Source organism: Streptomyces sp. NPDC029164 (genome assembly GCF_055563995.1).
Genome location: NZ_JBVHWW010000002.1, coordinates 310727 through 332420 on the forward strand (window position 1 = coordinate 310727; position 21694 = coordinate 332420).

The window sequence follows — 21694 nt, forward strand, 5'->3', positions numbered from 1 at the left end:
TGTGGACGGTGGGTTGGGGTGAGGCTCCGGCTTAGCCGGGTCCGTTGGTGGTGACGTAGCTGAGCATGAAGCTCGCGGCGGCACCGCAGAACGGGGTGGTGGCCGGGGCGCCGGTCACCGCGTCGACCTCGATCTCGTCGGCGTCGGCGTAGGACTCGTAGCCCGTCACCAGCTCCTCGAGGGTGTTCTGGTCGTGGGACATGTTGTTCACCTCCCTTCGTCGGCTGGTTGCGTACGGGGGGACGGCGGCTGCGGGAATCCCGCGGGGGATCAGCAGCCGAGCTTGTAGGTGGCGCCACCGGCGGCGGAGGCGGCGGCCGAGGCGCACCAGCCGGAGGACACGGCGGACGCGGCGATGGTCGCGGCGCAGACCGGGGTGGTGGCGGGGGCGTCGGCGACCGCCTGGATGCCCAGCTCCGAGGCCTCGGCGTAGGTGTTGTAGCCGGCGACGAGGTCCATCATCGAAGCGTTGTCCATGGTTCTTCTCCTTGTGGATGGGTGCCCGGTGGGCACCTGAGAGGTGTGCCGTACGTGGTGCACGTGCGGTACGTACTGAGGTGGAAGCAGGGAGCGGGTGCGCGGGCACTCACGCCCTGCAGCCCCCTCAGGCCGCGGCAGCCGTCGAGGCGGTGCCGGTCGCGCCCGGGGTCGCGGGTGCGGGGAGTTCCGGCGAGGTGAGGTTGCGCGCCGGGCGGTGCGGGTCGATGCCGGCCTGCGTGAAGCGGGCGGTGAGCGCCTCGGCCAGCGGGGTGCCGTGCCGGGCCCGGTCGAGCAGGGCTTCGGCGGCGGCGCCGGCGCGGTGCTGTCCGAAGCTGAGGCCGCGCATGGCCGGCCGGTGGTCCGCGGGCTCGAAGGCCACGCCGACGCCGGGGGCGACGCGGTGGACGAAGTGCGAGGTTTCGGAGCCCAGTCCGGGTAGGGACGGCGCCAGTTCGGCGAGGACCGGAACGGCGTGCCAGGCGTCGGGCTGGAGGTAGACGACGAGGGCGTCGCGTCGCGGGTAGAGCGGCAGGCAGGACAGGACCTTCGCCTGGTAGGCGATCTCCAGCTCGTTGAGCCGGGTCAGGACGGCCTGCCAGGCCTGAGGAGCGGCCTGCGAGTCGGTCAGGTTCAGGTAGACGCGCAGCAGGTCGGCCGGAGCGCCCCGGTTGACCGGGCTGGTGACGACGAAGAAACCGGGGGAGAGCGCGGGCCGCGCGGCCGGTACGCCGAGTTCGACGCGGGTGCCGGGGGCCGGGTCGGTGACGCTCATGGTGCGCCGGGGGACCCAGGTCCGGATGCCGTCCCGCAGGACGAGCACGTCGGCGGCGTCGGACGGGGCGCCGGGCGGCTGGGGCAGCACCACGGCCTCGGCGGTGACGCTCCGGTGGGGTACGGCCTCGCCGAGGCGCCGCTCGAAGTCGGTGTCGCGCAGGATCCGGGGCAGCTTGGAGGCCGACTCGTCCTGGCCGGAGTGCAGGGTCTCGTACAGGGCGGTGCCCAGCAGGGTCTTGAGCTCGCCGGGGCTGTCCGCGGTCAGTTCGCGGCCGGCGACGGTCGCGGAGAGGCGGTCGCCGGCGATGCGGACGCGGTCCAGGGCGTGGAGCAGCGCGGCGGGCGGGGCTTCGGTGGTGCTGGTGCTGGTGCCGGTGCTCGTTCTTGTTCTCGTTCTCGTTCCCGTGCTCACGGGGTTACCTCCAATCCGAGTGCGGTGACGAACTTCTGGGGGTGGAGAAGGATGGTGCGGCCGATGCCGGCGGCCGCCCGCTCGATTCCTGACAGGCGCATCCGCTGCGCGCTGCCTGCGATCAGGCGGTCGAGCATGTGCCAGCCGGCGAAGGCGGCGGCGCGCTCGGGGAGTCCGGGGTCCATGTCGGGGCGTACGGCGGCGTACTCCTGCCAGAAGTGCCGGATCTTGGGCCGCAGGCGTTCGATCTTGGCCACGCCGCGGCTGAGGATCGCCTCGTGGGTGAGCTCGTACTCCTCGGGCCCGCTGCCCTCTTCGTCGCCACGGGTGGTGACCACGTCGAGGACGGAGCGGTAGAGCCACTCGCCGGCGAAGCTGCCCACGTCGCGGGCGGGGTCGGCGAGCCGGAACTCCTCCCAGTCCGCCACGTACAGGCCCTCGTCGGTGAGCAGGAGCTGGTCGACGCGGAAGTCGCAGTGGGAGGGGACCCTGGGCGCGGCGGCCTCGGCGGCGCGCAGCCGCGTCAGTGCCTCGACCAGCTGTGCGTCGCTCTGCATCAGGCGCCAGGCCTGGAGTTCGGCGAAGCCCAGGTTGTCGAACATGCCCGGGGGCAGGCCCTGGAGGAAGCTCAGGGAGGGCAGCGCGGGCGGGGTGGTGTCCAGCTCCTCGGGGCCGGGGTGCTCCGCGCCGTGCAGGAGGCCGATGGCGCGGCCGACCTGGCCGGCCAGCTCGTCGTCGAAGCTCTCGTCCACCATCAGCTCGGCACCGCTGCGGGCGCCGTCGAGGTAGGTGAAGGCGACCAGCCGTTCGGTGGTGTCGTTGCCCAGGAAGACCGGGCCGCGCAGTGCGTGGGGCGGGAGGGTGACGGCGAACCGCTCGAAGGCGAGCAGGCGGCGCATCCGGTCGCGGACGTCATCGCCGGTTCCGACGAGCCGTTTGACGAAGACCTCCCGGCCGCTTTCCGTGCTGCCGGCCCAGATTTCGTTGCGGCCTATCGGTGCGGAGACCGAATTCCTGTCGAAGTGGCCGAATCCCATGCGGTCGAGAAAGGATTCCACCGCCGGAACTCCGTCGAGATCGACGGGAGCGAATGTGGTCGACATCGGGTGGCCGGCCTCAGATGCTCAGCGTCGCGGGACCGTTGCCCGCGGGCGGGCTCTGCCAGCCGGGAATCTGCTGGCTCGGGCCCTGCCAGCCCGGGATCTGCTGGCCCGGGATCTGCTGGTTCGGGCTCTGCCACCCGGGGATGGAAGCTGCCGTGACCTGCGGATCCGTCGGCTCGGTGGGGGTCTCGTCGGCCACCGTGACGGCGGTCGCGGTGACGTGGTGGAGGCCGGCCGGTGCGGCGGAACGGTCTTCCGAGTCACCCGAATTGGTCAGGGTCGCGACGGCGATTCCGGCGACCAGGCCCAGTGCGGTGAATACGTAGACCGAGCGCTTCTTCGAACGTTCCTTGGCGGTGGCCGACTTCGTCATTTCGTTTCCCCTCGTGGTGTCGTTTCCTTCTCGACGTGGACAACTCTGCCGCGCCGGAAGGCCCCTGAGAGGGAAAAGACCGTTCAGCTTCCTGTATGCACGGTTCAGCTTCCTGCACCCGCTTGCGGGCCGCTGAAGAGGCCGAGGAAACGACGCAGGCCCAGGTCGCTGACCTGGGCCTTCGTGGGGGAGCGGGATCGGCCGCGCGGGGCACCGGCGGGAGCGTCCTATCCCAGAGGATTGCGCGCGGCCGCCACGATCCTCTCGAGCGCCGAGGCGTGCCGCTGGAACGCCTGACGCCCGTGCGGGGTGAGGCGGAGGTGGGTGTGCCGTCCCGTACGGTCCCGCGTCTTGCGGACCTCGACGTACCCGGCCTCGGCCAACGCGGCGACCTGCTTGGACAGGGCCGAGTCGCTGGTGCCCACCGCGTCCCGGACGAAGCCGAACTCCACCCAGTCGGCCGGGGACAGGAGCGCGACGATCGAGAGTCGCGCCGGAACGTGCAGGAACTCGTCGAAGTCGGGATCCATCAGCGGTGGCCGTTCCCGCGGACGATGCTCTCGACGACCGGGCGCAACGCGTACGAGGCGATCACGGCGGCCCCGGCGGTGACGGCTGCGGCGAGCGTGTGCCGCGCCGGCAGGCCGAGGAAGTGGGCGCCGATCGCCACCGTCCAGAAGAGGGCGAGAAGGACGACCCCCAGGGCCGCGTAGAACAGCGCCTCCGAGCCGCCGGTCTTCCGGCGGACGGGGGCCCGGCGCTGGTGCACGAACAGCCCGGCCAGGGCCAGGCCGTTGCCCGCCAGGACCGCGGCGGTGTTCCAAGGGCTCGGCAGATCGAAGGACGAGCACACGGCGAACAGGCCCAGCGCCGAAACGATCAGGTAGGGGCGGGAGGAGGCGTGGCGCACGTATGCGTCGAACGTCTGCTCCTGACGGTGACGGATGGCGTCGAGGGCGGTCTGGGCGTCGTGAGCGGTCACGGGTGGCTTCCCTGGTCATCGGTGTTCCGAGTACTTTCTCTACAGGAAAGTACCACCTTCTTTCCTGAGGAGAAAGAAGGCGGGGGCGGGGTGGGCCGGGGCGGAGGTGAGTGCCCATGTCTTGATCCGGCCGTTGATCGGCACGTTGCCGAGCCGGGTGATCAGGAAGGACGCGAGGGTCAGCAGCGCCGCCGTACCCCCGATCAGCCGCGCGCGTCCACGCGTCAGGGCCGCGAGGGCGAGGGAGCTCAGCATCGACACGGCCATCGCGGCCTGCATGGTGATGCCGTTCAGTTCACCGGGATGATGTCGGGCACGCCGAGCCGGACCGCGTCGGCGGTCCGGTCGTCCGGCTGCTGCTGGGCCTCGCGCTCGGCTGCCACGCGCTTGAGGTAGTGGTCGACCTCGCGGTCCTGGTGCGCCCGGTCCCATCCCAGGTGGGGCGCCATCAGCTGGGCCACGGTCGGCGCCGCGTCCACCCCGCGGTCCCAGGACTCGATGGAGATCCGGGTGCGCCGGGCGAGGACATCCTCCAAGTGGCGAGCTCCCTCGTGGGTCACCGCGTACACGGCCTCGACCCTCAGGTAGTCGTCGGAGCTCGGCAGCGCCTCGCCGAGCGCGGGATCGGCCGCCACGAGGGCGAGCAGTTCGGGCGCGAGGGAGCCGTAGCGGTTCAGGAGGTGCTCGATACGGGCGACATGGAGCCCGGAGTGCCCGGCGAGCCGGTGCCGGGAGTTCCACAGTGCCGGGTAGCCGTCGGCTCCCAGCAGCGGAACGCGGTGCGTGATGCAGCCGGGGACCTTCTCGTCCAGGGCGCGGGCGGCCTCGTCGACCGCGTCCTTGGCCATCACCCGGTAGGTGGTGTACTTGCCGCCCGCCACCACGACGAGTCCGGGTACCGGATGGGCGACGAGGTGCTCCCGGGACAGCTTGCTGGTCTCCGCCGCCTCGCCGGACAGCAGGGGGCGCAGGCCGGCGTAGACGCCCTCGACGTCCTCGGGGACCAGGGGGGTGGCCAGCACGCTGTTGACGTGTTCCAGCAGGTACGTGACGTCCTTGGAGCTGAGGGCCGGGTGGGCTTTGTCGAGCGTCCAGTCGGTGTCGGTGGTCCCGATGATCCAGTGCCGGCCCCAGGGGATGACGAACAGCACGCTCTTCTCGGTGCGCAGGATCAGTCCGGTGCGGGAGTTGATCCGGTCACGGGGGACAAGCACGTGGACGCCCTTGGAGGCGCGGACGTGGAACTGGCCGCGGGTGCCGGCCATGGCCTGGGTGTCATCCGTCCACACCCCGGTCGCGTTGATGACCTGCTTGGCCCGCACCTCCGTATCCTCGCCGCTCTCCAGGTCCGTGACCACGGCGCCGACCACCCGCTCGCCCTGCCGCAGGAAGCGGCTGACGCGGGTGCGGTTGGCGGTCAGGGCCCCGTACGAGGCGGCCGTACGGGCGAGGAACAGGGTGTGGCGGGCGTCATCGACCTGGGCGTCCCAGTACTGGATGGCGCCCACCAGGGCGTCGGAGCGCAGCGCGGGCGCCTCGCGCAGGGCCCGATGCTTGCTCAGGTGGCGGTGGACGGGCAGGCCGCCGGAGGTGCCGGAGGCCCTGGCCAGGGCGTCGTACAGCAGCACGCCGCTGCCGACGTACGGGCGCTCCGTGACGCGGTGTTGCAGGGGGTAGAGGAACGGCACCGGACGCACCAGGTGGGGGGCGAGGTACCGGAGCAGGAGGCCCCGTTCCCTGAGCGCTTCGGCGACGAGTCGGAAGTCGAGCATCTCCAGGTAGCGCAGGCCGCCGTGGATGAGTTTGCTGGAGCGGCTGGACGTACCCGAGGCCCAGTCGCGGGCTTCGACGAGTCCGACGCTCAGGCCCCGGGTGGCGGCGTCCAGAGCGGCCCCGCTGCCGACGACGCCGCCGCCGACGACCAGGACGTCGAGTTCACCCTGTCCCATACCCGCGAGGGCCTGGGCGCGGGCCCGCGGTGAGAGAGCCACCGGATAGACCACGGTCTCCTCCTCAGTGCTGCGGGCGAGCGCGGCCGGAAAACCTGCTCGGCCCCTATTCGATCTTGGCCCAGTCGAGCGTGCGCTCCACCGCCCGCTTCCAGCCCTCGTACCCGTCCGCGCGCCGTTCCTCCGGCCACTCGGGCGCCCAGCGCTTGGACTCCTGCCAGTGGGTGCGCAGTTCGTCCGTGTCGCGCCAGAAGCCGGTGGCGAGCCCGGCCGCGTAGGCGGCGCCGAGCGCGGTCGTCTCGGCGACGACGGGACGGCTGACCGGTACGCCGAGGACGTCGGCCTGGGTCTGCATGCACAGGTCGTTGGCCGTGACTCCGCCGTCGACCTTGAGCACGTCGAGGTGGACGCCGGAGTCCTGCTCCATGGCTTCCACCACGTCGCGGGTCTGGTAGCAGATGGCCTCCAGAGTGGCCCGCGCCAGGTGGCCGCTGTCGTGGTAGCGGGCCAGCCCGACGATCGCGCCGCGGGCGTCGGAACGCCAGTACGGGGCGAACAGGCCGGAGAAGGCGGGGACGAAGTAGATGCCGCCGCTGTCCTCGACGGTGCGAGCCAGGCGTTCGCTCTCGGCGGCGTCACCGATGATCTTCAGCTGGTCGCGCAGCCATTGCACGGCCGAGCCGGTGACCGCGATGGATCCTTCGAGGGCGTAGATCGCGGGGTTGTCGCCGAACTGGTAGGCCACGGTGGTCAGGAGACCGTGCTGCGAGCGGACCAGTTCCGTCCCGGTGTTGAGCACCAGGAAGTTGCCGGTTCCGTACGTGTTCTTCGCCTCGCCGGGCGCGTAGCAGACCTGCCCGACGGTGGCCGCCTGCTGGTCGCCGAGGACACCGGTGATGGGAATGGCCTCGCGCAGCGGCCGGGAGGTGCGGGTCCGCCCGTACGCCTCCGGGTGGGAGGACGGGTTGATGGTGGGCAGCATGGCCCGGGGTACGCCGAAGAAGCCGAGCAGTTCGTCGTCCCAGTCGAGGGTCTCCAGGTCCATGAGCATGGTGCGGCTGGCGTTGGTGACGTCGGTGGCGTGGACGCCGCCGTCGGGTCCGCCGGTGAGGTTCCACAGCACCCAGCAGTCGGTGTTGCCGAAGAGGGCGTGGCCCTGCTCGGCGGCCTCGCGCACGCCGTCGACGTTCTCCAGGATCCATTGGATCTTGCCGCCGGAGAAGTAGGTGGCCGGTGGCAGCCCCGCCTTGCGGCGGATGACGTCGCCTTGGCCGCCGCGCTCCAGTGCGGCGGCGATGGAGTCGGTACGGGTGTCCTGCCAGACGATGGCGTTGTAGTACGGGCGGCCGGTGCGGGGGTCCCAGACGACGGTCGTCTCGCGCTGGTTGGTGATGCCGACGGCCGCCAGGTCGGAGGCGTCGAGGTTGCCGTGCCGGAGGGCGTTCTGGATCACCGAGTTGGTGCGTTCCCAGATCTCCACCGGGTCGTGTTCGACCCACCCCGAGCGCGGAAGGATCTGGGAGTGCTCCAGCTGGTGCCGCGCCACCTCGTTGCCGGCGTGGTCGAAGATCATGAAACGGGTGCTCGTGGTCCCCTGGTCCACTGCGCCGACGAAGTCAGCCATGGGGTGCGCCTCCTCTTGGACATTCCGTGTGTGGGGGCTGTCGTCCGGGACGGGCCGTGCCGTGTCCCGGACGCCGCGGACCCGATCAGCTCTCGTCCGGTGCCGGTACGCGTCCGGGAGGCTCCGGTTCGGCGGTCGGCAGGAACCGGCCGATGAGGAGCTTGTAGATACCCGCACCCAGCACACCGCCGATGAACGGGCCGATGATCGGCACCCAGAAGTACAGGTGCCCGTACTGATCTCTCCAGGCCCCTCCGTACCCCGTGAGGAAGCTGGCCAGACGGGGGCCGAGGTCACGGGCCGGGTTGATCGCGTACCCGGCGTTGGTGCCCCAGGCCATGCCGATCGCCACGACGATCAGGCCGACGATGAACGGGGCCAGGTTGGCGCCCGGAGGCGTGCCCAGCAGGTCCGTGACCGCGAAGATCAGCAGGAGCAGGAGCGCGGTGCCGATGATCTGGTCGCGCAGTGCGCCCCACTCGGTCACCGGCAGGTTGGTGTTTCCGTTGGCAGGGAGCGTGGAGAAGACGCCCTGCGTCTTGATGGTGTGACCGGGGTCGGCCTTGGCCAGCGCCTCGGTGTAGTTCCAGCGGACGATCAGGGCCGCCACGAAGGCTCCGGCCAGCTGGGCCAGCGCGTAGGGGGCGACCCTCTTCCACGGGAAGCCCTTGAAGGCCGCAAGGGCGAGGGTCACGGCGGGATTGAGGTGAGCACCGCTCAGCCTCGCCGCGACGTAGACGCCCAGGGTCACGCCGAGACCCCAGGCCCAGGCGATGCTGTCGTGGTTTCCGAGGCCGCCCGCGGGATCCGTCAGGGCTCCGCCGGCGACCACCTGGGCCACCACACCACAGCCGAAGAGGATGAGGATCATGGTGCCTGCGAATTCGGCAGAGAGTTCGCCGACCAGCCCATGTGCTTTGAGGCGCTCCTTCATGGGTGCCCGCTTCCCGCCGGTCCGAAGACCGGCATTCGACTGCCCCGAGCCCCCCGGTTCAGAGTAAGACGGCTCGCCCGTACCGGAAAGGCGAGGGCGGTCCGGCCCCGCGGAGGCCGGTGCCCGCTTCGGATCCCTCGATCCTTCTCCGAGGCGGTCGCCCCAGTTCTCGCGGATGTCCGCGGCATGGCGGCACACTGTTCGTATGGATCACCGGCTCCGACCGGGAGGCACACGATGAAGATGTTGATCAACAGTCCGCAGACCGTGGTCGCCGACGCCCTCCGGGGGCTGGCGGCAGCCCACCCGGACCTGGACGTGGACGCCGAGGCCCGGGTCGTCGTACGGCGGGACGCGCGGCAGGGCGGGCGGGTCGGTCTCGTCTCCGGCGGCGGCTCCGGACACGAGCCCTTGCACGCGGGCTTCGTCGGACACGGAATGCTGTCCGCCGCCTGTCCGGGCGAAGTGTTCACTTCTCCCGTGCCCGACCAGATGGTGCGGGCGGCAAAGGCCGTGGACTCCGGCCAGGGGGTGCTGTTCGTCGTCAAGAATTACACCGGGGACGTGCTGAACTTCGACATGGCCGCCGAACTGGCCGAGGAGGACGGCATCCGGGTCGAGCGGGTGCTGGTCAACGACGACGTCGCCGTGACCGACAGCCTCTACACCGCCGGGCGCCGGGGGACGGGGGCCACGCTCTTCGTCGAGAAGATTGCCGGGGCGGCGGCGGAGGAGGGCGCTTCCCTGGAGCAGGTCGCCGCCATCGCCCGGCGGGTCAACGAGGCCTCGGGCAGCTTCGGCGTGGCGCTGAGCGCCTGCACCACCCCCGCCAAGGGCACCCCCACCTTCGACCTGCCGGACGGCGAGCTGGAGCTGGGCATCGGGATCCACGGCGAGCCGGGCCGGGAGCGGCGCCCGATGATGTCGGCGGGGGAGATCGCGGAGGCCGCAGTGGGCTCCGTGCTGGACGACATGGCGAACGCGACCCCGGGCGCCGACGGGCCGGTACTGGCCTTGGTGAACGGGATGGGCGCAACGCCGCTGCTGGAGCTGTACGGCTTCCACGCGGAGGTGGCCCGGGTGCTGGCGGCACGGGGCGTACAGGTGGCTCGGACCCTTGTGGGGAACTACGTCACCTCGCTGGACATGGCGGGGTGCTCGGTGACGCTGTGCCGGGCCGACGAGGAAATGCTGCGGCTGTGGGACGCGCCGGTGCAGACGGCAGCGCTGCGCTGGGGCCGCTGACCCCAAGGCGGTCTCCCGCCGCGCATCCGCCGAGAGCCGGACATGGGAACCGACCGGCGTGCCGGACCTTGTGTCGAATGGCGGCACCCGCCCGCGTGTCGGACGCGGCGCGTCTCTCCTATCGCCCCAAGGGCGGGGGTCCGGAGCCCGTCGTCGCGAACCAGCGGGCCCGGGTGGGCGGTTACCCGGCTTGGTGCCGCGATGCGAGACGATGTTTCGCGGCGGTACAGGCCACCCATCGCCGTGAGAATCCTGGCAGTAGCGCGCCCGTAGCGACGCTTCCGGCCAAGGGCACGGATGGGGCCCGCGGCCTACGACCGTGCGACGCGCGGTATTGCACAACGTTGGCGTCCTGGTCAGGTCCTCCCCCGTACCGGAGGTTTCCACTACTAGCCTCCGCATCATGCTGCGTATCGCCGACACTCGCACCGGCCGCCTCGTGGAGATCCCCTCCGCACACCGCCACCTGCTGCGCATCTGCGTCCACCTGCCGGTCATCGACACCGGGATCGGCACGGTGCACGTACGGGCGCCTCTGGTCGGTGACGTACTGGCGCGCACAGCGGAGCTCCATGGGCTGCAGTCCGTCACGGTCATCACCACGCCGGACCTGCCGCCTGAGCCGGCCCAGACGCTCGAACAGGCCATGGCTGTTCTCAGAATCCACCCGCCTGCCACCGTGGACGTTCACCATCTGACCGAGGCGATGTGCGCCGCTGCCGACGTGCACGTGCTCGCGTACGGCACCGCCGTGCAGGACGCCGTCGGCGGGGTCCGGATCGACGTGGGCCAGGTCAGCCCGGCACCCCCGGACGGGGGCGCCCCGGACCGTGGCCACCTCCTCGCCTCGGATCTCCCGGACGCATTCGCCCCGGAGGGGACCGACCCGCTGGCTGTGAGGATGCTGTTGCTCGGCAACGCCCACAGCACGCCGGTCACGGTCACAAGCGCCGCGCTCGACGAGGCCCGGCGGATGCTGAGGCACTGGCGGCAGCAGGTGGCCGACTGGGCGCAGGAGCCGTCCAGGCCGGTCCCCGCCGACGTGCTGCGACAGGCCCATGCCGCGCTCGCCGATGATCTCGGCGTCCCCGCTGTCCTGGACATGCTGGTCAGCGTGGCGAAGCGCGCCGACGTGCCGGCCGGTGCCAAGTTCGAGACGTTCGCCTTTCTCGACCGCGTCCTCGGGCTGGACCTCGCGCGCGAGGTCGGCCACCAGCACCCGGCGACGCCATGACTCCGGGCACCTTGCGGCGCCTGGTCGTCCTGCGCCACGCCAAGTCCGCCCGGCCGCAGGACGTGGAGGACTCCACGCATCTACGGGGGGAGTGCCGGGGTTGCTCGACGTCGTACGAGAGATCCCCGCGCACGTGCGGACGCTGATGTTGATCGGGCACAACCCCGGCGTGCAGGAGCTGGTCCTGCTGCTTTCCGGTGAGACGGACGGCTACGCGCTGGAGCAGACCCGTACGAAGTTCCCGACATCCGCGATCGCCGTGCTGCGCGTGCCGGGGCCCTGGTCGTCCCTTGAACCTGGTGCCGCCCGGCTGACCGACATGGTCGTGCCCCGCGGTGCGAACCCCTGACGGGCCGCGTTCCGGTTACCTCTTCCCACCTCTCGTTGACCGCTGTTCACCGTCCCTACTGGCACGTTGTGGCAAGGCCTTCCGTCATCCGCGCCACTCGAACAGGACGAGCGTCGCGTCGTCCGAGGTGGTTTCGCCGCGTGCCCGCTTGAGGGTGTGGGACAGGTCCCGGGCCACCGTGCGGATCCCGTGGTCAGCCTGCTCCAGCTGGTTCACCCAGTCGATCAGCTGCTCCTCGCCGAACTGTTCCTGCCCGCTTTCGTGTTCTTCGATCAGGCCGTCGGTGAAGCAGAGGACGCGGTCGCCCGGCTCCAGCGCCACCGCGCTGACCTGCGGCTGGTCCCCTCCGAAGCCGACGGGGAGGGTCGTGGGGCTGTCCAGACGGCGTACGACGCGGTGCGCGCGGATCAGCATCGGCGCGGGATGCCCCGCGTTGACCCACTGGAGGCGCCCCGTGTCCGTGTCCAGGCGCATCATCTGGGCGGTCACGAAGTGGTCCGGGTCGAACTGCTTGGCGACGGCCCGGTCCATGAAGAGGTAGATCTCGGACAGTTCGATGCTGATCCGGCGGGCGTGGCGGTACGCGCCGATTGCCACCGTGGCCATCGTGGCCGCGTCCAGGCCGTGCCCCATGGCGTCGATCATGGCGAGGTGCAAGACGTCGCCGTTCAGGGCGTAGTCGAAGCTGTCCCCCGCCACGGCGTAGGCGGGCTCCAGTACTCCGGCGACCGCGACGTGCGGCATCACCATCGACAGCGGGGGCAGCAGGGACCACTGGATCTCCGCGGCGACGCTCATCGGTTCGCGGCGGCGGGTCCGGAAGAAGAGGTCGGTGTAGCCGTTCTTGGTCTCCAGCAGGTCGGCCGCCAGGCCCGCGATCCTGTGCAGGAGGCGGCGGGCGTCGTCGTCGATCCCGTCCAGGGTGACCGCGAGGACCCCCACCTGGTCGCCGCCGTCCAGCAGGGGCAGGTGGACCCGTATCCCGTCGGGCGTCAGGACTTCGACGGGGCGTGACTCCAGGAAGCACCGGCCGGCTTCGGACCGGTCGATGGGCTGCGGATCACCTGCGGCCACGCCGCCGGCGGGCAGGGGGACCAGCTGTTGCTGTCCGTAGTCCTGGAGCAGGATCTGTGGTTCGCGGCCCCCCATCCGGGCCACCGTCTCGGCGACGAGCGGGCCGACCATGTGCGGCGGCAGTTCGTGCGCCCGGTCCAGGAGCACCCCGAGCAGTTCCTCCCCGAAGCTCTCCGAGCGGTCCGGGTCCCCGCGCCCTCCGACGGTCATCCTGTTGCCTCCAACCGGGCGGCGGGCCGGCGTCCGGCTGCTCGGGCGGCGTGGCCTCCAGGATGCTCCCCCGCGATCGGGTACGCCACGCGGCTTCCGCGCCGGCGGCCTCTACGACCCGGATTCCCCGGTGGGGGAGCTGTCTGGCGACAGACCAGCCCGAGGTCGCTGACCTGGGGCTTCGTCATGGAACGGAGGACGGCAACCGAGGCGGGGGTCTGCCGCCGTGAGGTGTCGCTGTGCCGTCCAGTGCCGTCGGCCTGAAGGGCCGATGTGCGCGTCCCGCGCACATCGGCCGATGATGGGAGTACGGCCGAACACGCGGAGCTGACCATGACGGGTTGGCGTGTCAGGGACTACACCCAGGACGATCTCGAAGCGGTGATCCGAGTCGACGCGGAGAGCGGCACGGCCGAAGAGTCACCTCTCTTTCCGCTCTCGGACGCCGTGGCGGCCCTCCAGGCCCTCCACCCGGCGGTGGTGGCCACGGCGGACGATGTGGTGGTCGGCGCCGCGGTGAGCAGGGTGGAGGGTGACCGGGCGTGGATCCTGCGCATCAGCATGGCGCCTGCCTGGCGGCACCAGGGGCTGGGCAGCGGCCTGATCACGGCCCTGGAGCACCGGCTGTTCGCCGGTGGCGTCCGAACAGTGCACGCGGTCCTGCCCGACGGAGAGACCGGTGCCACCGCCCTGCACAACTGTGGCTTCGGCGCCCGTCCGGGCCTGGTCTTCTTCGAGAAGCGCGGGCGAGTGACCCCTCAGGCGGTCAGCATGCTCGCGTCGCTGGGCGCGGAGCTGCCGCCCGGGGGACTGTGGCAGAAGGTCGCGGGCATGCAGAGGGAGAAGGAGCTCATCGAGCGGCGCCTGGTCCTGCCACTGGCCCATCCCGAAATGGCCGCCCGGCACGGAGTGGAGCTGCCGCGGGCGGTGATGCTGTTCGGTCCGCCCGGGACGGGGAAGAGCACGTTCGCGCACGCGATCGCCAGCCGTCTGGGATGGCCGTTCCTCGAACTGTTCCCCGCCCGGCTGGCCGCCGAGTACGGCCTGGCGAGCGGGCTGAACCGGCGCTTCGACGAGATCGCCCGGCTCGACCACGTCCTGGTCTTCATCGACGAGGTCGAGGAGATCGCGGGGGCCCGGAGCGGTGCGGACGCGACCGCGGTCGGTGTCGTCAACGAACTGCTCAAGGCGATCGTCCGGTTCCGGGGCCAGGACGGGCGGCTGCTCGTCTGCGCCACGAATGACGTGACCACGCTCGACTCCGCGTTCCTTCGGCACGGCCGCTTCGACTACGTGCTGCCGATCGGCCCGCCCGACGACCGCGCGAGGACCGCGCTGTGGGAGAGCTACCTGGCCCGAGCGGGCGCGGAGGCCGACAGCGAGGCGCTGGCGTCCGCCAGCGAGGGGTTCACCCCTGCCGACATCGCCCATGTGGCGCGTACCGTCTCCCAGGTCCAGTTCGAGCGCACCTTCGACACCGGAACCCGGGCCCGCCCCACCAGCGACGACTACCTGCGCACGATCGGTGAAACCAGGCCCACGGTCAGCGCCGCCATGGCCCAGGAGTTCGCCCACCAGACCGAGACGTTCGCCCGGATCTAGGACGTCTCTTCCTCCTCGGCCTCCATGCGCCGGATTCCCTCGTGGGTGAGGGTGACCATCGCGGGGGTGTTGCCCGGCTCCCAGTCGACGGTGATCAGCCCTTCGCCCGCCAGGTAGGTGCAGGCGGCGGCCAGATCCTGTTCCGGCACGTGGAGGTCGCGTCGCAGCTGCGCTCCGGTGATGCCGAGGAGTCGGTTGCCCTCGACGGCTTCGTACAGGACACGGAGCACCTGTTCGCGGTAGGTCTTGCGTTCGTGCAGCGTCGCCATGACCGCGTCCTCTCGTCTGCGGGAGTGGGCTCCTGGGCCTGTCGGGGCTCTCAGGTCTCGTCGGAGTGGGCGCCGGTGCCGACGGGGGTCCTGCTGGCGGCCAGCCAGGAGCGGGCGGGGCCGGCAGGTGTTGCCGTGTCCAGGGTGAGGTGGAGGCGGGTGTCGCCGTCGAGGCCGGGATAGCTGCGCTGTTCCGTGCCCGCGAAGCAGTGGCGAAGCGCCTCCGCGACCGCTCGGGCGGCTTCGGGCGTGTGCGCGATGATCCGTATCTCGGCGTGTCCGAGCGACGGCAGCGTCTGGGTCTCGATGTACTTCACGTGGGCGTGTTCCCTTTCGGAGTGGGCGAGAGGCCGACGGGGCGGGGCGCCGTGGCGCCCCGCCCGCTGCCCCCGGTCGGAGGAAGGTCTGTTCCTCACCGGTCGGCATCCGTGTGGTGGGCTCGACGACTGGTGTCGTCCGGCAGGCCGGGAGGTCTCGGCAGGGGGTCGCTGAAGTGGTGGGCCGCGATCCGTGCGTCGTGCTGGGCGTTGAGCAGGTGGATCAGGCGCATTCCGATGCCGATCGCGAGGGCGATCACCGCGATGAGGACGAGGGTCTCCACGAAGCTCACCTCCAGCCGTTTCCGGGCAGCGGGAGGGCGCTTCGGTCCATCGGGTTCCCGAAGGGGGACATGCAGGCCCCGCCTTCGCCCTCCCAGGTGGCTTCCCGGCGCACGGCGTCGCGGATGCCGCGCCCGATGGCGGCTTCGTTGGCGGTCAAGACTCCGGCGGTGAGGACGCTGCCGGGGATCGCGGCGGCGGCCATCAGGCGGGCCGCGGTGGCGGGCTCGGTCTCGGGCGGGATGACGAGGAGGTCCCAGCGCCCCACGGTGTAGGAGAGCAGGATCAGCTTGTCGGGGTCCTGTTCGGTGAACCAGCCCACGTGCAGGGTGTGCCCGTCCACGTCAACCTTGTGCGGTACGACTGGCCAGCGGGTGGGGTTCACGGTGACGCGGGTGACGCGGCCCCAGGGTTCCTCCAGGGCGGCGGCGAGCGGTGGGAGCTCGGCTTCGAGGTCGCGGGAGTAGGGCCACCAGGCCCCGTCCAGCTGGCTGGCGAGCGTGGTCTTCGGGGTGAGGGACAAGCGTGCCGGGAGCTTGGCGGCGAGGTCGCGGGGCGCGGTCCGGTCGAGGGTCTTGGTCATGATGCGGACCTGCCCCCGGACTGCCCGTCGGCAGTCCGGTTTTTTGGCGATCGCCGGAAATGACACCCGCGTGAAAGCGGGTGCGCGAAGTACTTCCGGTGCTTTCACTGTACGCCTGTTCAATGGGCAATGACCGGTGTGACCAGGTATTTTCCGGCGGAGGCGCTGCGGAGAGCAGCGGTGCGGGCGGCGGGAGTACCGTGAAACGACGGCGGGCTCGCGTACGTCGCAGGTCGGCACCGGTGCCGACCTGCGACGAGGCACGGCCGCACCCCGTAGAGGGGCGGACCCACATGGCTGACTCCGACACCCCCCCAGGCCCCCACTGCTCCTGCCGGATGCGATCCACCAGGCGGTCAAACCTGGCACGGCGCTGCTGCGGCTGGAGACCACGCAGTCCCGGGAGGGGTTCCTGGACGGCGCGTGGTGGCCCCGCACGCGCGACATCGAGACCGAGCTGCCCGCGCTGATCAGCACGTTGACCGAGTACCTCGGGCCCATCACCAGGGTCGGCGTGGACGCGTCGGCCTGGAACGGCCTCCCCACCCGCCTGGTGATCGACGACCGGGTCGTGCACCTCGACTCCGACCCGGTCGGCGACGACACCGTCCTCATCACCCGTGGCCACAACGACCACTTCGCCCTGCTGGTGGTTCCCCCGGACACCACAGCCGACGCCGCCCGCGAAGCGATGGCCCGCGCCGTCCGCGCCGACAACATCACCGAGGCTGCTCAGATCCTCATCGCCACCACACCCGAACCTGAGGACCGCGCCGCCGATGCGGCAGGCTGACCCCGAATCCTCAGCGGTCGAGCCGACAGCGCGGTGCCACCGTGGCGGGCGGCCCAGTCTCCTTCGGCGTCGGGCGGGATGCAGCAGAGCACGGCCGGAGTGACGGTGGGCCGGCCGGGCCTGGGCGTATCGGCGAGTGGTGCGCTGGTCAGAGCCCCTCGTCGTGCAGGTCCTCTTCGCGCAGCAGGTCGTCCTCGCGGCGGCGCGCGGTCTCCTTCTGGCCGGGCTTCTGTCCCTTCTCGCGGGACGACTTGCCCGGCTGGGGCTGCGCGGGGTCTCCGGGGCGATGGTGTTCCTGCGCCTCACGGCCCTTGCCCGGCTGCTGACGCTTGTCCTGCCTAGCGTCCATGACGGCGACTCCTCTTGATGCGTGGGGTACGGATTCCTCTCGGATCACGCTGACACGCACAGCGACGGTCTGCATCATGTCGACTGCGAAGCGAGGCGCACGGACGACGCCCCACCCCGCCCGTCGGCCTCACCGTGAAAGGCGACTGACGGCAGCCACTCGACATCGAGTAGTGCCCGCGGCTCAACCTGACGCCCCACGAGGGCACTTGTGGCACGCGAATGGCATGAGAGCCCAGAGAGATCTGGACAACAAAAACAAGCCCCAGGTCTGCGACCTGGGGCTTTGTCATGGAGCGGATGACGGGAATCGAACCCGCGCTATAAGCTTGGGAATCTATGGTGCGCGAATGTACCGTGTAGCTCTTGACCTGCGCTTTCTTGTTCTCGGGAGCCCCGTCGGGGCTGCCTTTGCGCACCCGATCTGACCGCTGTTCACCGCCGTTAAGGGCACGGCGGGGGCACGCCCCCGGCGTGAGGACTCATGGCATCGCCTGAGTCACGCCGATGCTGGCAAAGAGAGTTGCTGCCACCGGCCGACTGCCCCCGGCATTGCGTTCGCAAGTGAACTGACTCGGGACGACAGCCAACGGATCGGAAGTCCCGGCAGGATCCTGCCCGACCATTCAGCTCGGGCCGCCGAGCCCTGGAAATGCCTGGTCAGAGCACTGAACCCTGTTGCCTCATCCGCTGCAGCCCACCCCGTGCCAGCACGTCCGCTCACGCAGCCGGCGGCGTAGACCAGAGCTTCGCGTCCCCGGCGCCGAATGCCCGCACCAGTGGGATGCGGGCATTCGGTTGGGGCGGTCGGCTGTGGGAGGCCGCTTGTGTCCGGGCCGCCCCACGGCCACCTTCATGCTCTGCCAGCCGACAGTCTTCCCCGGCTCATCGCCAGTGGTTGGTGTCCGCGATCTCGCCGGTCTCCAGGTCGATACGGCCCTGGAAATCGCCCGCGTTGCGCGTGACCATGATCACGAGCGGCCGACCGTCCTGCGGGAAGGCGGTGTAGAAGCCATGAACATCGTCCGGGCTCGGCAGCAGGTCGCCCGGCGGGTGCAGCCGGAACCGCTCCGAGCCGTCGGCACGGTAGACCACCGCGTTGTCCGACGGGGTAAAGGGTGCGCTGTTGATGGCTTCCACCACCAGCACCAGCGCCTCCCCGTTCTCCCGCCACGCCAGGACGTCCTGTGGTGGCAGCTCGTACTGCTTCTCGACGTTCCCCGCGGGGCCGTTCCAGCGAACGGTGGTGTCACCTCGGGTCCAGGCGACCACGACGTCGGGATCTGCTTCTGTCACTAGGGGATCTCCGTGGGTGGGCCGACTGGGATCAGCCGGGCTCGGTCTCCGAATTCCATGATCTTGGTCGGCGGTGGTGCGTTCCAGGCGTCGGGGGGGCATGTCGCAGGGGACGGTCACGACCTTGTCGAGCGGAACCATCACCTCGCCGACGGGGCGGGTGCCGAGTTCGAGGGCGTCCTGGAGGCGTTCACTGTCTCCAGGGGCGAGGAGGCCCCACGGGGGATTCGGACCGCTCGGCGACGGCGCCGGCACGTCGCCGCAGGGCAACCTGTTGCACCGCTATCAGCGCGGTGTGGAGCCGCAGCGATTGGTGGTGGATCTGCTGGCGCCCGAGAACCTCGGCCCCCGTGCAGACCTCATGACGACGCCGCCCGGCCGCACACTGGAGGTGCCGGGCGGCCGGCAGGCCGCGCAGAGAACCGAGGCTGTGAGTGTGCAACTGGGGCCGCGGACCGGCCGGATCCGACGCCCCAGCCTGTTGGGGGCGATCGTGGCGAAAGCTGCAGCGGTGAGCATCAAGACCGCTTCACCGGAGCGCCACTACCGCGATCTGGCGTTCTTGCTCTCGTTGCCCGCCAATCCGCTGCAACTCAGAGATCAACTCGAACTCGCGAGCGATCCCGTGTCCGGGCGAAGAGGCCGAGGACGGCGAAGATCCGCCCCACAGGGCCAGTCCGGGGCCGTGATCAGACCGGGTTGACCGACGCGGCGGCGAGCTGCTCCGGGAAGAAGAAGTGGAACGGCAGTCCCAACAGGACTCCCGTCCCCAGGAGCAGCGGCGCGGTGACCTGAGCAGAGAGACCCCGCCCACCCAACGCCCGGGGAAGCGGTCACATACGGGACGTGACCCATTCGTGCGCAACCTTCACCGAGCCGGCCCGCGCGTGGTCAGGTCTGCGGGGCTTGAGGAAGGGGTTCGTACGGATCCTCATCCAGGATGCCGCTCCTCGCGACGAGGTACGCCAGCTGGGCGCGGCTGCGGCTTCCCAGTTGTTCCGATGCCTTGCGGACGTGCGTGGCCACGGTGCGGGTGCTCATGCCGAGGCGGCCGGCGATGGTCTCGTCGGTGTAGCCGTTCACCATCAGGTGCAGGACCGCCCGGCGGGTCTCGTCCGTGAGCAGGGGCGGGCGGTGTTCCGTCGGGGTGTGCCGCAGGGGGGCGGCGCGTTCCCATGACTTGTCGAAGATGCCGACGAGGTATCGGATCATCCCGGGGTGCTCGATGACCAGGGCGAGGTCCCGGCGTTCCTCGCCCGGATCGGGGACAAAGGCGATCTTGCGGTCGCACACGATCAGCCGGTCGAACACCTCGTCCAGGGTGCGGACTTCGGCGCCCGCGACCGAGATCTTCTCGACGTAGGCGAGCGTTGGTGCGTGGGAGCGGACGGTGTGCTGGTAGATGGTGCGCTGTCGGATGCCGCGCTCCAGGGCCGCCACGTCGCTGGCGAGGGCCTTCTCCAGCAGGTCCGCCGGTCGGCCGCCGCCGGGCTGGGCGGTCAGCAGTTCCTCCCCGCAGGACCGCACGACCGAGGACAGCGTGGCGCTGATGGCGTCCGCTCCGCTGATCGCGCGGATGCCGGTGTCGGAGCCGGTGTGCGCGCGGTAGACCCCCTCCGCCTGGTGCACGGCGGTCCGGGCGGCCGCCAGAGCGCGCTGCTTCTCCTCGATGTCCCTCTCCAACACGCGCATGACGCCGTTGGCGGCGAGGCCCGGGGGTAGGGGCATCAGCCGGCCGTCGGGCAGTGCCTGCAGGAGCCCCAGGTCCAGCAGGCATTGCGGGCATTCCCGCCCCGGGAGGTCGCCGCGGACGGCGCCCTCGTAGAAGACCAGTCCCTCAGTGCAGAGCTCGACAGATGGAACATCTGCCGTTGTGTCTGATTTAACGCACATTTGTCCATCCTTCAAGTCTCTGCATTGCGTGATCATGCTCCCGGATATCCCTGTTTTCAGCGAGAAGGTCGGCACATGATTCCTGTCACGGGCCGGGGGAAATCCGGCGGCGCAGTGCTCATCAGGGGGAACCAATGTTCAAGACGACTTTCCAGCAGCTCATCGGTGCACTCGCCGTGACGGTTCTCGCGACTCTCGGCGTGGTCGCGAGCGGCGAATCCGCACCGCAGGAAGAGGTCGTCGTTGTCGCCTTGATGGACGACTCGCAGTGGGGCTGACCGGACCGGCTGACCGCCTGCCTCGTCCTTGGATCATTAAATTCTAGTTACAGGAGAGACATGTCCGCCGTTCCCGTGTCCACACGGCCCTCTTCCGTCTTCGACGGGCTGGAGGAGCGACTGGCAGACCTGAGGAGCTCGGGTCTGTACCGAGAGTTCACCCCCTGCTCGTACCTGGCCGATCAGCCCGGTCACGCCATGCACCGGGGAGCGCGCGTCCAGGTCTGGTGCACCAACGACTACCTGGGCATGAGCCAGAACGTGCAGGTCATGGACGCCCAGGTCGCTTCCACCCGGCGGCACGGCACGGGCAACGGCGGCTCCCGCAACATCGCGGGCACCAGTGAGGCGCACGTCGCGCTGGAGACCCGGCTGGCCACCTGGCACGGGAAAGCCCGCGCTCTGATATTCACCAGCGGATATGTGGCCAACTTCGAAACGCTGACCACGCTGCTCGCGGCCGTACCGGACATGGTGGTCTTCTCCGACTCGCTCAACCATCGGTCGTTGATCGAGGGAATTCGAGCCTCCAAGAATAACCGGCACATATTCCCGCACAATGACATCGGCGCGCTGGACGAACTGATGCGCCAGTATCCGGCGGAGCGGCCGAAGCTGATCGTCTTCGAATCCGTCTACTCGATGGACGGCGATATCGCACCCGTCAGCGAGATCTGTGACCTGGCCGAGCGTCACCAAGCCATGACCTACCTCGACGAGACGCATGCGATCGGCGTGAACGGGCCTTCAGGGGCCGGGATTTGCGAGGAGATCGGTGAACATCGGGCGACGTTTGTGCAAGGTGTTTTCGGAAAGGCCGTCGGTACGACCGGAGGATACGTCGCCGGCCCCGACGCCGCCCTCGACTACGTGCGGTCCCACGCGCCCGGATTCATCTTCACCACCACGATTCCCCGTTCCAGCCTGGACGCCACCCAGCGGAGCCTCGACGTGATCCAGGGCGCAGCGGGTACGGAACTCCGCCTGAAACTGCGGGAGAACGCGGAGCTCATGCGCAACCTCCTGCGCGAGGCCCGCATCGACTTCATCGACGCCCCCAGCCACTTGGTCCCGGTGCTGGTCCCGGGCGGTGAGCGGGTCAAGAGGATCTCGCGCCGCCTCCTGGACGAGTACGGCATCTACGTCCAGCCCATCAACTTCCCGTCCGTCGCGAAGGGGGGCGAGCGCTTCCGGGTCACGGTCGCGCCCTTCCGTACCCGCGAGGACATCGAGGGATTCGTCCGCGCCCTGCGCGCCTGTCTCGACGACCTTCGATAGCGCCGTCGGCAG

General features: G+C 70.2%; 26 protein-coding genes. 7 read left to right on the forward strand and 19 right to left on the reverse strand.

The genetic code is table 11. The annotated features are described in order from the left end of the window. Positions 1–31: 31 nt before the first annotated feature. From ACZ4VT_RS04000 to ACZ4VT_RS04050, 11 genes are all read right to left on the reverse strand, one after another. Positions 32–202, reverse strand: coding sequence for an LxmA leader domain family RiPP (locus ACZ4VT_RS04000; protein ID WP_158717266.1), 171 nt, complete (start codon positions 200–202; stop codon positions 32–34). A 68-nt stretch (positions 203–270) separates the two neighbouring features. Further along, entirely contained in the window at positions 271–477 is a 207-nt protein-coding gene (locus ACZ4VT_RS04005; RefSeq protein ID WP_030718520.1) for an LxmA leader domain family RiPP, read from the reverse strand. A 127-nt stretch (positions 478–604) separates the two neighbouring features. Further along, a complete protein-coding gene (locus tag ACZ4VT_RS04010; RefSeq protein WP_467946343.1) occupies positions 605–1666 on the reverse strand; it encodes a T3SS effector HopA1 family protein in 1062 nt (353 codons plus the stop codon). Beyond that, complete coding sequence (gene lxmK / locus ACZ4VT_RS04015) at positions 1663–2724, reverse strand: class V lanthionine synthetase subunit LxmK (protein WP_467946345.1); 1062 nt, start codon at positions 2722–2724, stop codon at positions 1663–1665. Before lxmK ends, ACZ4VT_RS04010 begins: the two co-directional genes overlap by 4 nt. Before the next feature lie 58 nt (positions 2725–2782). Beyond that, entirely contained in the window at positions 2783–3142 is a 360-nt protein-coding gene (locus tag ACZ4VT_RS04020) for a hypothetical protein (RefSeq protein ID WP_467946347.1), read from the reverse strand. 227 nt (positions 3143–3369) lie between these two features. Further along, entirely contained in the window at positions 3370–3672 is a 303-nt protein-coding gene (locus tag ACZ4VT_RS04025; RefSeq protein ID WP_467946349.1) for a winged helix-turn-helix domain-containing protein, read from the reverse strand. Next, positions 3672–4124, reverse strand: a complete 453-nt coding sequence (locus ACZ4VT_RS04030; RefSeq protein WP_467946351.1) for a hypothetical protein — start codon at positions 4122–4124, stop codon at positions 3672–3674. The genes ACZ4VT_RS04025 and ACZ4VT_RS04030 overlap by 1 nt, the downstream gene beginning before the upstream one ends. A gap of 39 nt (positions 4125–4163) precedes the next feature. Further along, positions 4164–4403 (reverse strand): anthrone oxygenase family protein, encoded by a 240-nt coding sequence (locus ACZ4VT_RS04035; RefSeq protein WP_467946353.1) that lies wholly within the window; start codon positions 4401–4403, stop codon positions 4164–4166. A gap of 11 nt (positions 4404–4414) precedes the next feature. After that, complete coding sequence (locus ACZ4VT_RS04040) at positions 4415–6073, reverse strand: glycerol-3-phosphate dehydrogenase/oxidase (protein WP_467946355.1); 1659 nt, start codon at positions 6071–6073, stop codon at positions 4415–4417. 106 nt (positions 6074–6179) lie between these two features. Then, positions 6180–7697 carry a glycerol kinase GlpK gene (gene glpK, locus ACZ4VT_RS04045; RefSeq protein ID WP_467946356.1) on the reverse strand — a complete coding sequence of 506 codons (1518 nt, stop codon included), beginning with the start codon at positions 7695–7697 and terminating at the stop codon, positions 6180–6182. An 85-nt stretch (positions 7698–7782) separates the two neighbouring features. Then, a complete protein-coding gene (locus tag ACZ4VT_RS04050) occupies positions 7783–8631 on the reverse strand; it encodes an MIP/aquaporin family protein (protein ID WP_467946358.1) in 849 nt (282 codons plus the stop codon). A gap of 237 nt (positions 8632–8868) precedes the next feature. Between ACZ4VT_RS04050 and dhaK the strand changes: the two genes are divergently transcribed. The 3 genes from dhaK to ACZ4VT_RS04065 all read left to right on the forward strand — a co-directional run bounded on the left by dhaK (position 8869) and on the right by ACZ4VT_RS04065 (position 11459). Beyond that, complete coding sequence (dhaK, locus tag ACZ4VT_RS04055; RefSeq protein ID WP_467946360.1) at positions 8869–9876, forward strand: dihydroxyacetone kinase subunit DhaK; 1008 nt, start codon at positions 8869–8871, stop codon at positions 9874–9876. 403 nt (positions 9877–10279) lie between these two features. Continuing rightward, positions 10280–11110 (forward strand): hypothetical protein, encoded by an 831-nt coding sequence (locus ACZ4VT_RS04060; RefSeq protein WP_467946362.1) that lies wholly within the window; start codon positions 10280–10282, stop codon positions 11108–11110. A 100-nt stretch (positions 11111–11210) separates the two neighbouring features. Then, on the forward strand, positions 11211–11459 hold the full coding sequence (locus ACZ4VT_RS04065; RefSeq protein WP_467946364.1) for a SixA phosphatase family protein: 249 nt from the start codon (positions 11211–11213) through the stop codon (positions 11457–11459). Between the two features lie 84 nt (positions 11460–11543). Here the strand turns inward: ACZ4VT_RS04065 and ACZ4VT_RS04070 are convergent, their stop codons facing one another. Further along, the gene (locus ACZ4VT_RS04070) at positions 11544–12743 is read right to left on the reverse strand and encodes a PP2C family protein-serine/threonine phosphatase (RefSeq protein WP_467946366.1); all 1200 of its coding nucleotides are present in this window, start codon (positions 12741–12743) and stop codon (positions 11544–11546) included. Positions 12744–13076: 333 nt separating this feature from the next. Here ACZ4VT_RS04070 and ACZ4VT_RS04075 point away from each other — a divergent pair, with 333 nt between their 5' ends. Next, positions 13077–14345, forward strand: coding sequence for an ATP-binding protein (locus tag ACZ4VT_RS04075; protein ID WP_467946368.1), 1269 nt, complete (start codon positions 13077–13079; stop codon positions 14343–14345). Here the strand turns inward: ACZ4VT_RS04075 and ACZ4VT_RS04080 are convergent. From ACZ4VT_RS04080 to ACZ4VT_RS04095, 4 genes are all read right to left on the reverse strand, one after another. Next, the gene (locus tag ACZ4VT_RS04080; protein WP_467946370.1) at positions 14342–14614 is read right to left on the reverse strand and encodes a hypothetical protein; all 273 of its coding nucleotides are present in this window, start codon (positions 14612–14614) and stop codon (positions 14342–14344) included. The genes ACZ4VT_RS04075 and ACZ4VT_RS04080 overlap by 4 nt on opposite strands. A 50-nt stretch (positions 14615–14664) precedes the next feature. Then, positions 14665–14931: a hypothetical protein gene (locus ACZ4VT_RS04085; RefSeq protein WP_467946372.1), complete on the reverse strand. Its 267-nt coding sequence runs from the start codon at positions 14929–14931 to the stop codon at positions 14665–14667. A 95-nt stretch (positions 14932–15026) separates the two neighbouring features. After that, a complete protein-coding gene (locus ACZ4VT_RS04090; RefSeq protein WP_467946374.1) occupies positions 15027–15215 on the reverse strand; it encodes a hypothetical protein in 189 nt (62 codons plus the stop codon). Positions 15216–15220: 5 nt separating this feature from the next. After that, positions 15221–15796, reverse strand: a complete 576-nt coding sequence (locus tag ACZ4VT_RS04095) for a DUF5994 family protein (RefSeq protein ID WP_467946375.1) — start codon at positions 15794–15796, stop codon at positions 15221–15223. A 412-nt stretch (positions 15797–16208) separates the two neighbouring features. Here ACZ4VT_RS04095 and ACZ4VT_RS04100 point away from each other — a divergent pair, with 412 nt between their 5' ends. Beyond that, the gene (locus tag ACZ4VT_RS04100) at positions 16209–16589 is read left to right on the forward strand and encodes a DUF5994 family protein (RefSeq protein ID WP_467946434.1); all 381 of its coding nucleotides are present in this window, start codon (positions 16209–16211) and stop codon (positions 16587–16589) included. Between the two features lie 148 nt (positions 16590–16737). Here ACZ4VT_RS04100 and ACZ4VT_RS04105 read toward each other — a convergent pair whose 3' ends face one another. From ACZ4VT_RS04105 to ACZ4VT_RS04115, 3 genes are all read right to left on the reverse strand, one after another. After that, positions 16738–16938: a hypothetical protein gene (locus tag ACZ4VT_RS04105; RefSeq protein ID WP_467946376.1), complete on the reverse strand. Its 201-nt coding sequence runs from the start codon at positions 16936–16938 to the stop codon at positions 16738–16740. A gap of 884 nt (positions 16939–17822) precedes the next feature. Then, complete coding sequence (locus ACZ4VT_RS04110; RefSeq protein ID WP_467946439.1) at positions 17823–18233, reverse strand: hypothetical protein; 411 nt, start codon at positions 18231–18233, stop codon at positions 17823–17825. An 891-nt stretch (positions 18234–19124) separates the two neighbouring features. Next, complete coding sequence (locus ACZ4VT_RS04115) at positions 19125–20126, reverse strand: LuxR C-terminal-related transcriptional regulator (protein ID WP_467946378.1); 1002 nt, start codon at positions 20124–20126, stop codon at positions 19125–19127. A 134-nt stretch (positions 20127–20260) separates the two neighbouring features. On the opposite strand from ACZ4VT_RS04115, the gene ACZ4VT_RS04120 reads away from it, so the two are divergent. Both ACZ4VT_RS04120 and hemA read left to right on the forward strand, forming a co-directional pair. Next, complete coding sequence (locus ACZ4VT_RS04120) at positions 20261–20404, forward strand: hypothetical protein (protein ID WP_467946380.1); 144 nt, start codon at positions 20261–20263, stop codon at positions 20402–20404. A gap of 60 nt (positions 20405–20464) precedes the next feature. Continuing rightward, positions 20465–21682: a 5-aminolevulinate synthase gene (gene hemA, locus ACZ4VT_RS04125; RefSeq protein ID WP_467946382.1), complete on the forward strand. Its 1218-nt coding sequence runs from the start codon at positions 20465–20467 to the stop codon at positions 21680–21682. The last annotated feature ends 12 nt before the right edge of the window (positions 21683–21694 follow it).

Bases quoted from the DNA above. Each gene is read 5' to 3' on its own strand.
- ACZ4VT_RS04000 (WP_158717266.1), bottom strand. From the start codon at position 202: ATGTCCCACGACCAGAACACCCTCGAGGAGCTGGTGACGGGCTACGAG.
- ACZ4VT_RS04005 (WP_030718520.1), bottom strand. From the start codon at position 477: ATGGACAACGCTTCGATGATGGACCTCGTCGCCGGCTACAACACCTAC.
- ACZ4VT_RS04020 (WP_467946347.1), bottom strand. From the start codon at position 3,142: ATGACGAAGTCGGCCACCGCCAAGGAACGTTCGAAGAAGCGCTCGGTC.
- ACZ4VT_RS04025 (WP_467946349.1), bottom strand. From the start codon at position 3,672: ATGGATCCCGACTTCGACGAGTTCCTGCACGTTCCGGCGCGACTCTCG.
- ACZ4VT_RS04035 (WP_467946353.1), bottom strand. From the start codon at position 4,403: ATGCAGGCCGCGATGGCCGTGTCGATGCTGAGCTCCCTCGCCCTCGCG.
- ACZ4VT_RS04040 (WP_467946355.1), bottom strand. From the start codon at position 6,073: ATGGGACAGGGTGAACTCGACGTCCTGGTCGTCGGCGGCGGCGTCGTC.
- glpK (WP_467946356.1), bottom strand. From the start codon at position 7,697: ATGGCTGACTTCGTCGGCGCAGTGGACCAGGGGACCACGAGCACCCGT.
- ACZ4VT_RS04050 (WP_467946358.1), bottom strand. From the start codon at position 8,631: ATGAAGGAGCGCCTCAAAGCACATGGGCTGGTCGGCGAACTCTCTGCC.
- dhaK (WP_467946360.1), top strand. From the start codon at position 8,869: ATGAAGATGTTGATCAACAGTCCGCAGACCGTGGTCGCCGACGCCCTC.
- ACZ4VT_RS04060 (WP_467946362.1), top strand. From the start codon at position 10,280: ATGCTGCGTATCGCCGACACTCGCACCGGCCGCCTCGTGGAGATCCCC.
- ACZ4VT_RS04070 (WP_467946366.1), bottom strand. From the start codon at position 12,743: ATGACCGTCGGAGGGCGCGGGGACCCGGACCGCTCGGAGAGCTTCGGG.
- ACZ4VT_RS04075 (WP_467946368.1), top strand. From the start codon at position 13,077: ATGACGGGTTGGCGTGTCAGGGACTACACCCAGGACGATCTCGAAGCG.
- ACZ4VT_RS04080 (WP_467946370.1), bottom strand. From the start codon at position 14,614: ATGGCGACGCTGCACGAACGCAAGACCTACCGCGAACAGGTGCTCCGT.
- ACZ4VT_RS04095 (WP_467946375.1), bottom strand. From the start codon at position 15,796: ATGACCAAGACCCTCGACCGGACCGCGCCCCGCGACCTCGCCGCCAAG.
- ACZ4VT_RS04105 (WP_467946376.1), bottom strand. From the start codon at position 16,938: ATGGACGCTAGGCAGGACAAGCGTCAGCAGCCGGGCAAGGGCCGTGAG.
- ACZ4VT_RS04115 (WP_467946378.1), bottom strand. From the start codon at position 20,126: ATGTGCGTTAAATCAGACACAACGGCAGATGTTCCATCTGTCGAGCTC.
- ACZ4VT_RS04120 (WP_467946380.1), top strand. From the start codon at position 20,261: ATGTTCAAGACGACTTTCCAGCAGCTCATCGGTGCACTCGCCGTGACG.
- hemA (WP_467946382.1), top strand. From the start codon at position 20,465: ATGTCCGCCGTTCCCGTGTCCACACGGCCCTCTTCCGTCTTCGACGGG.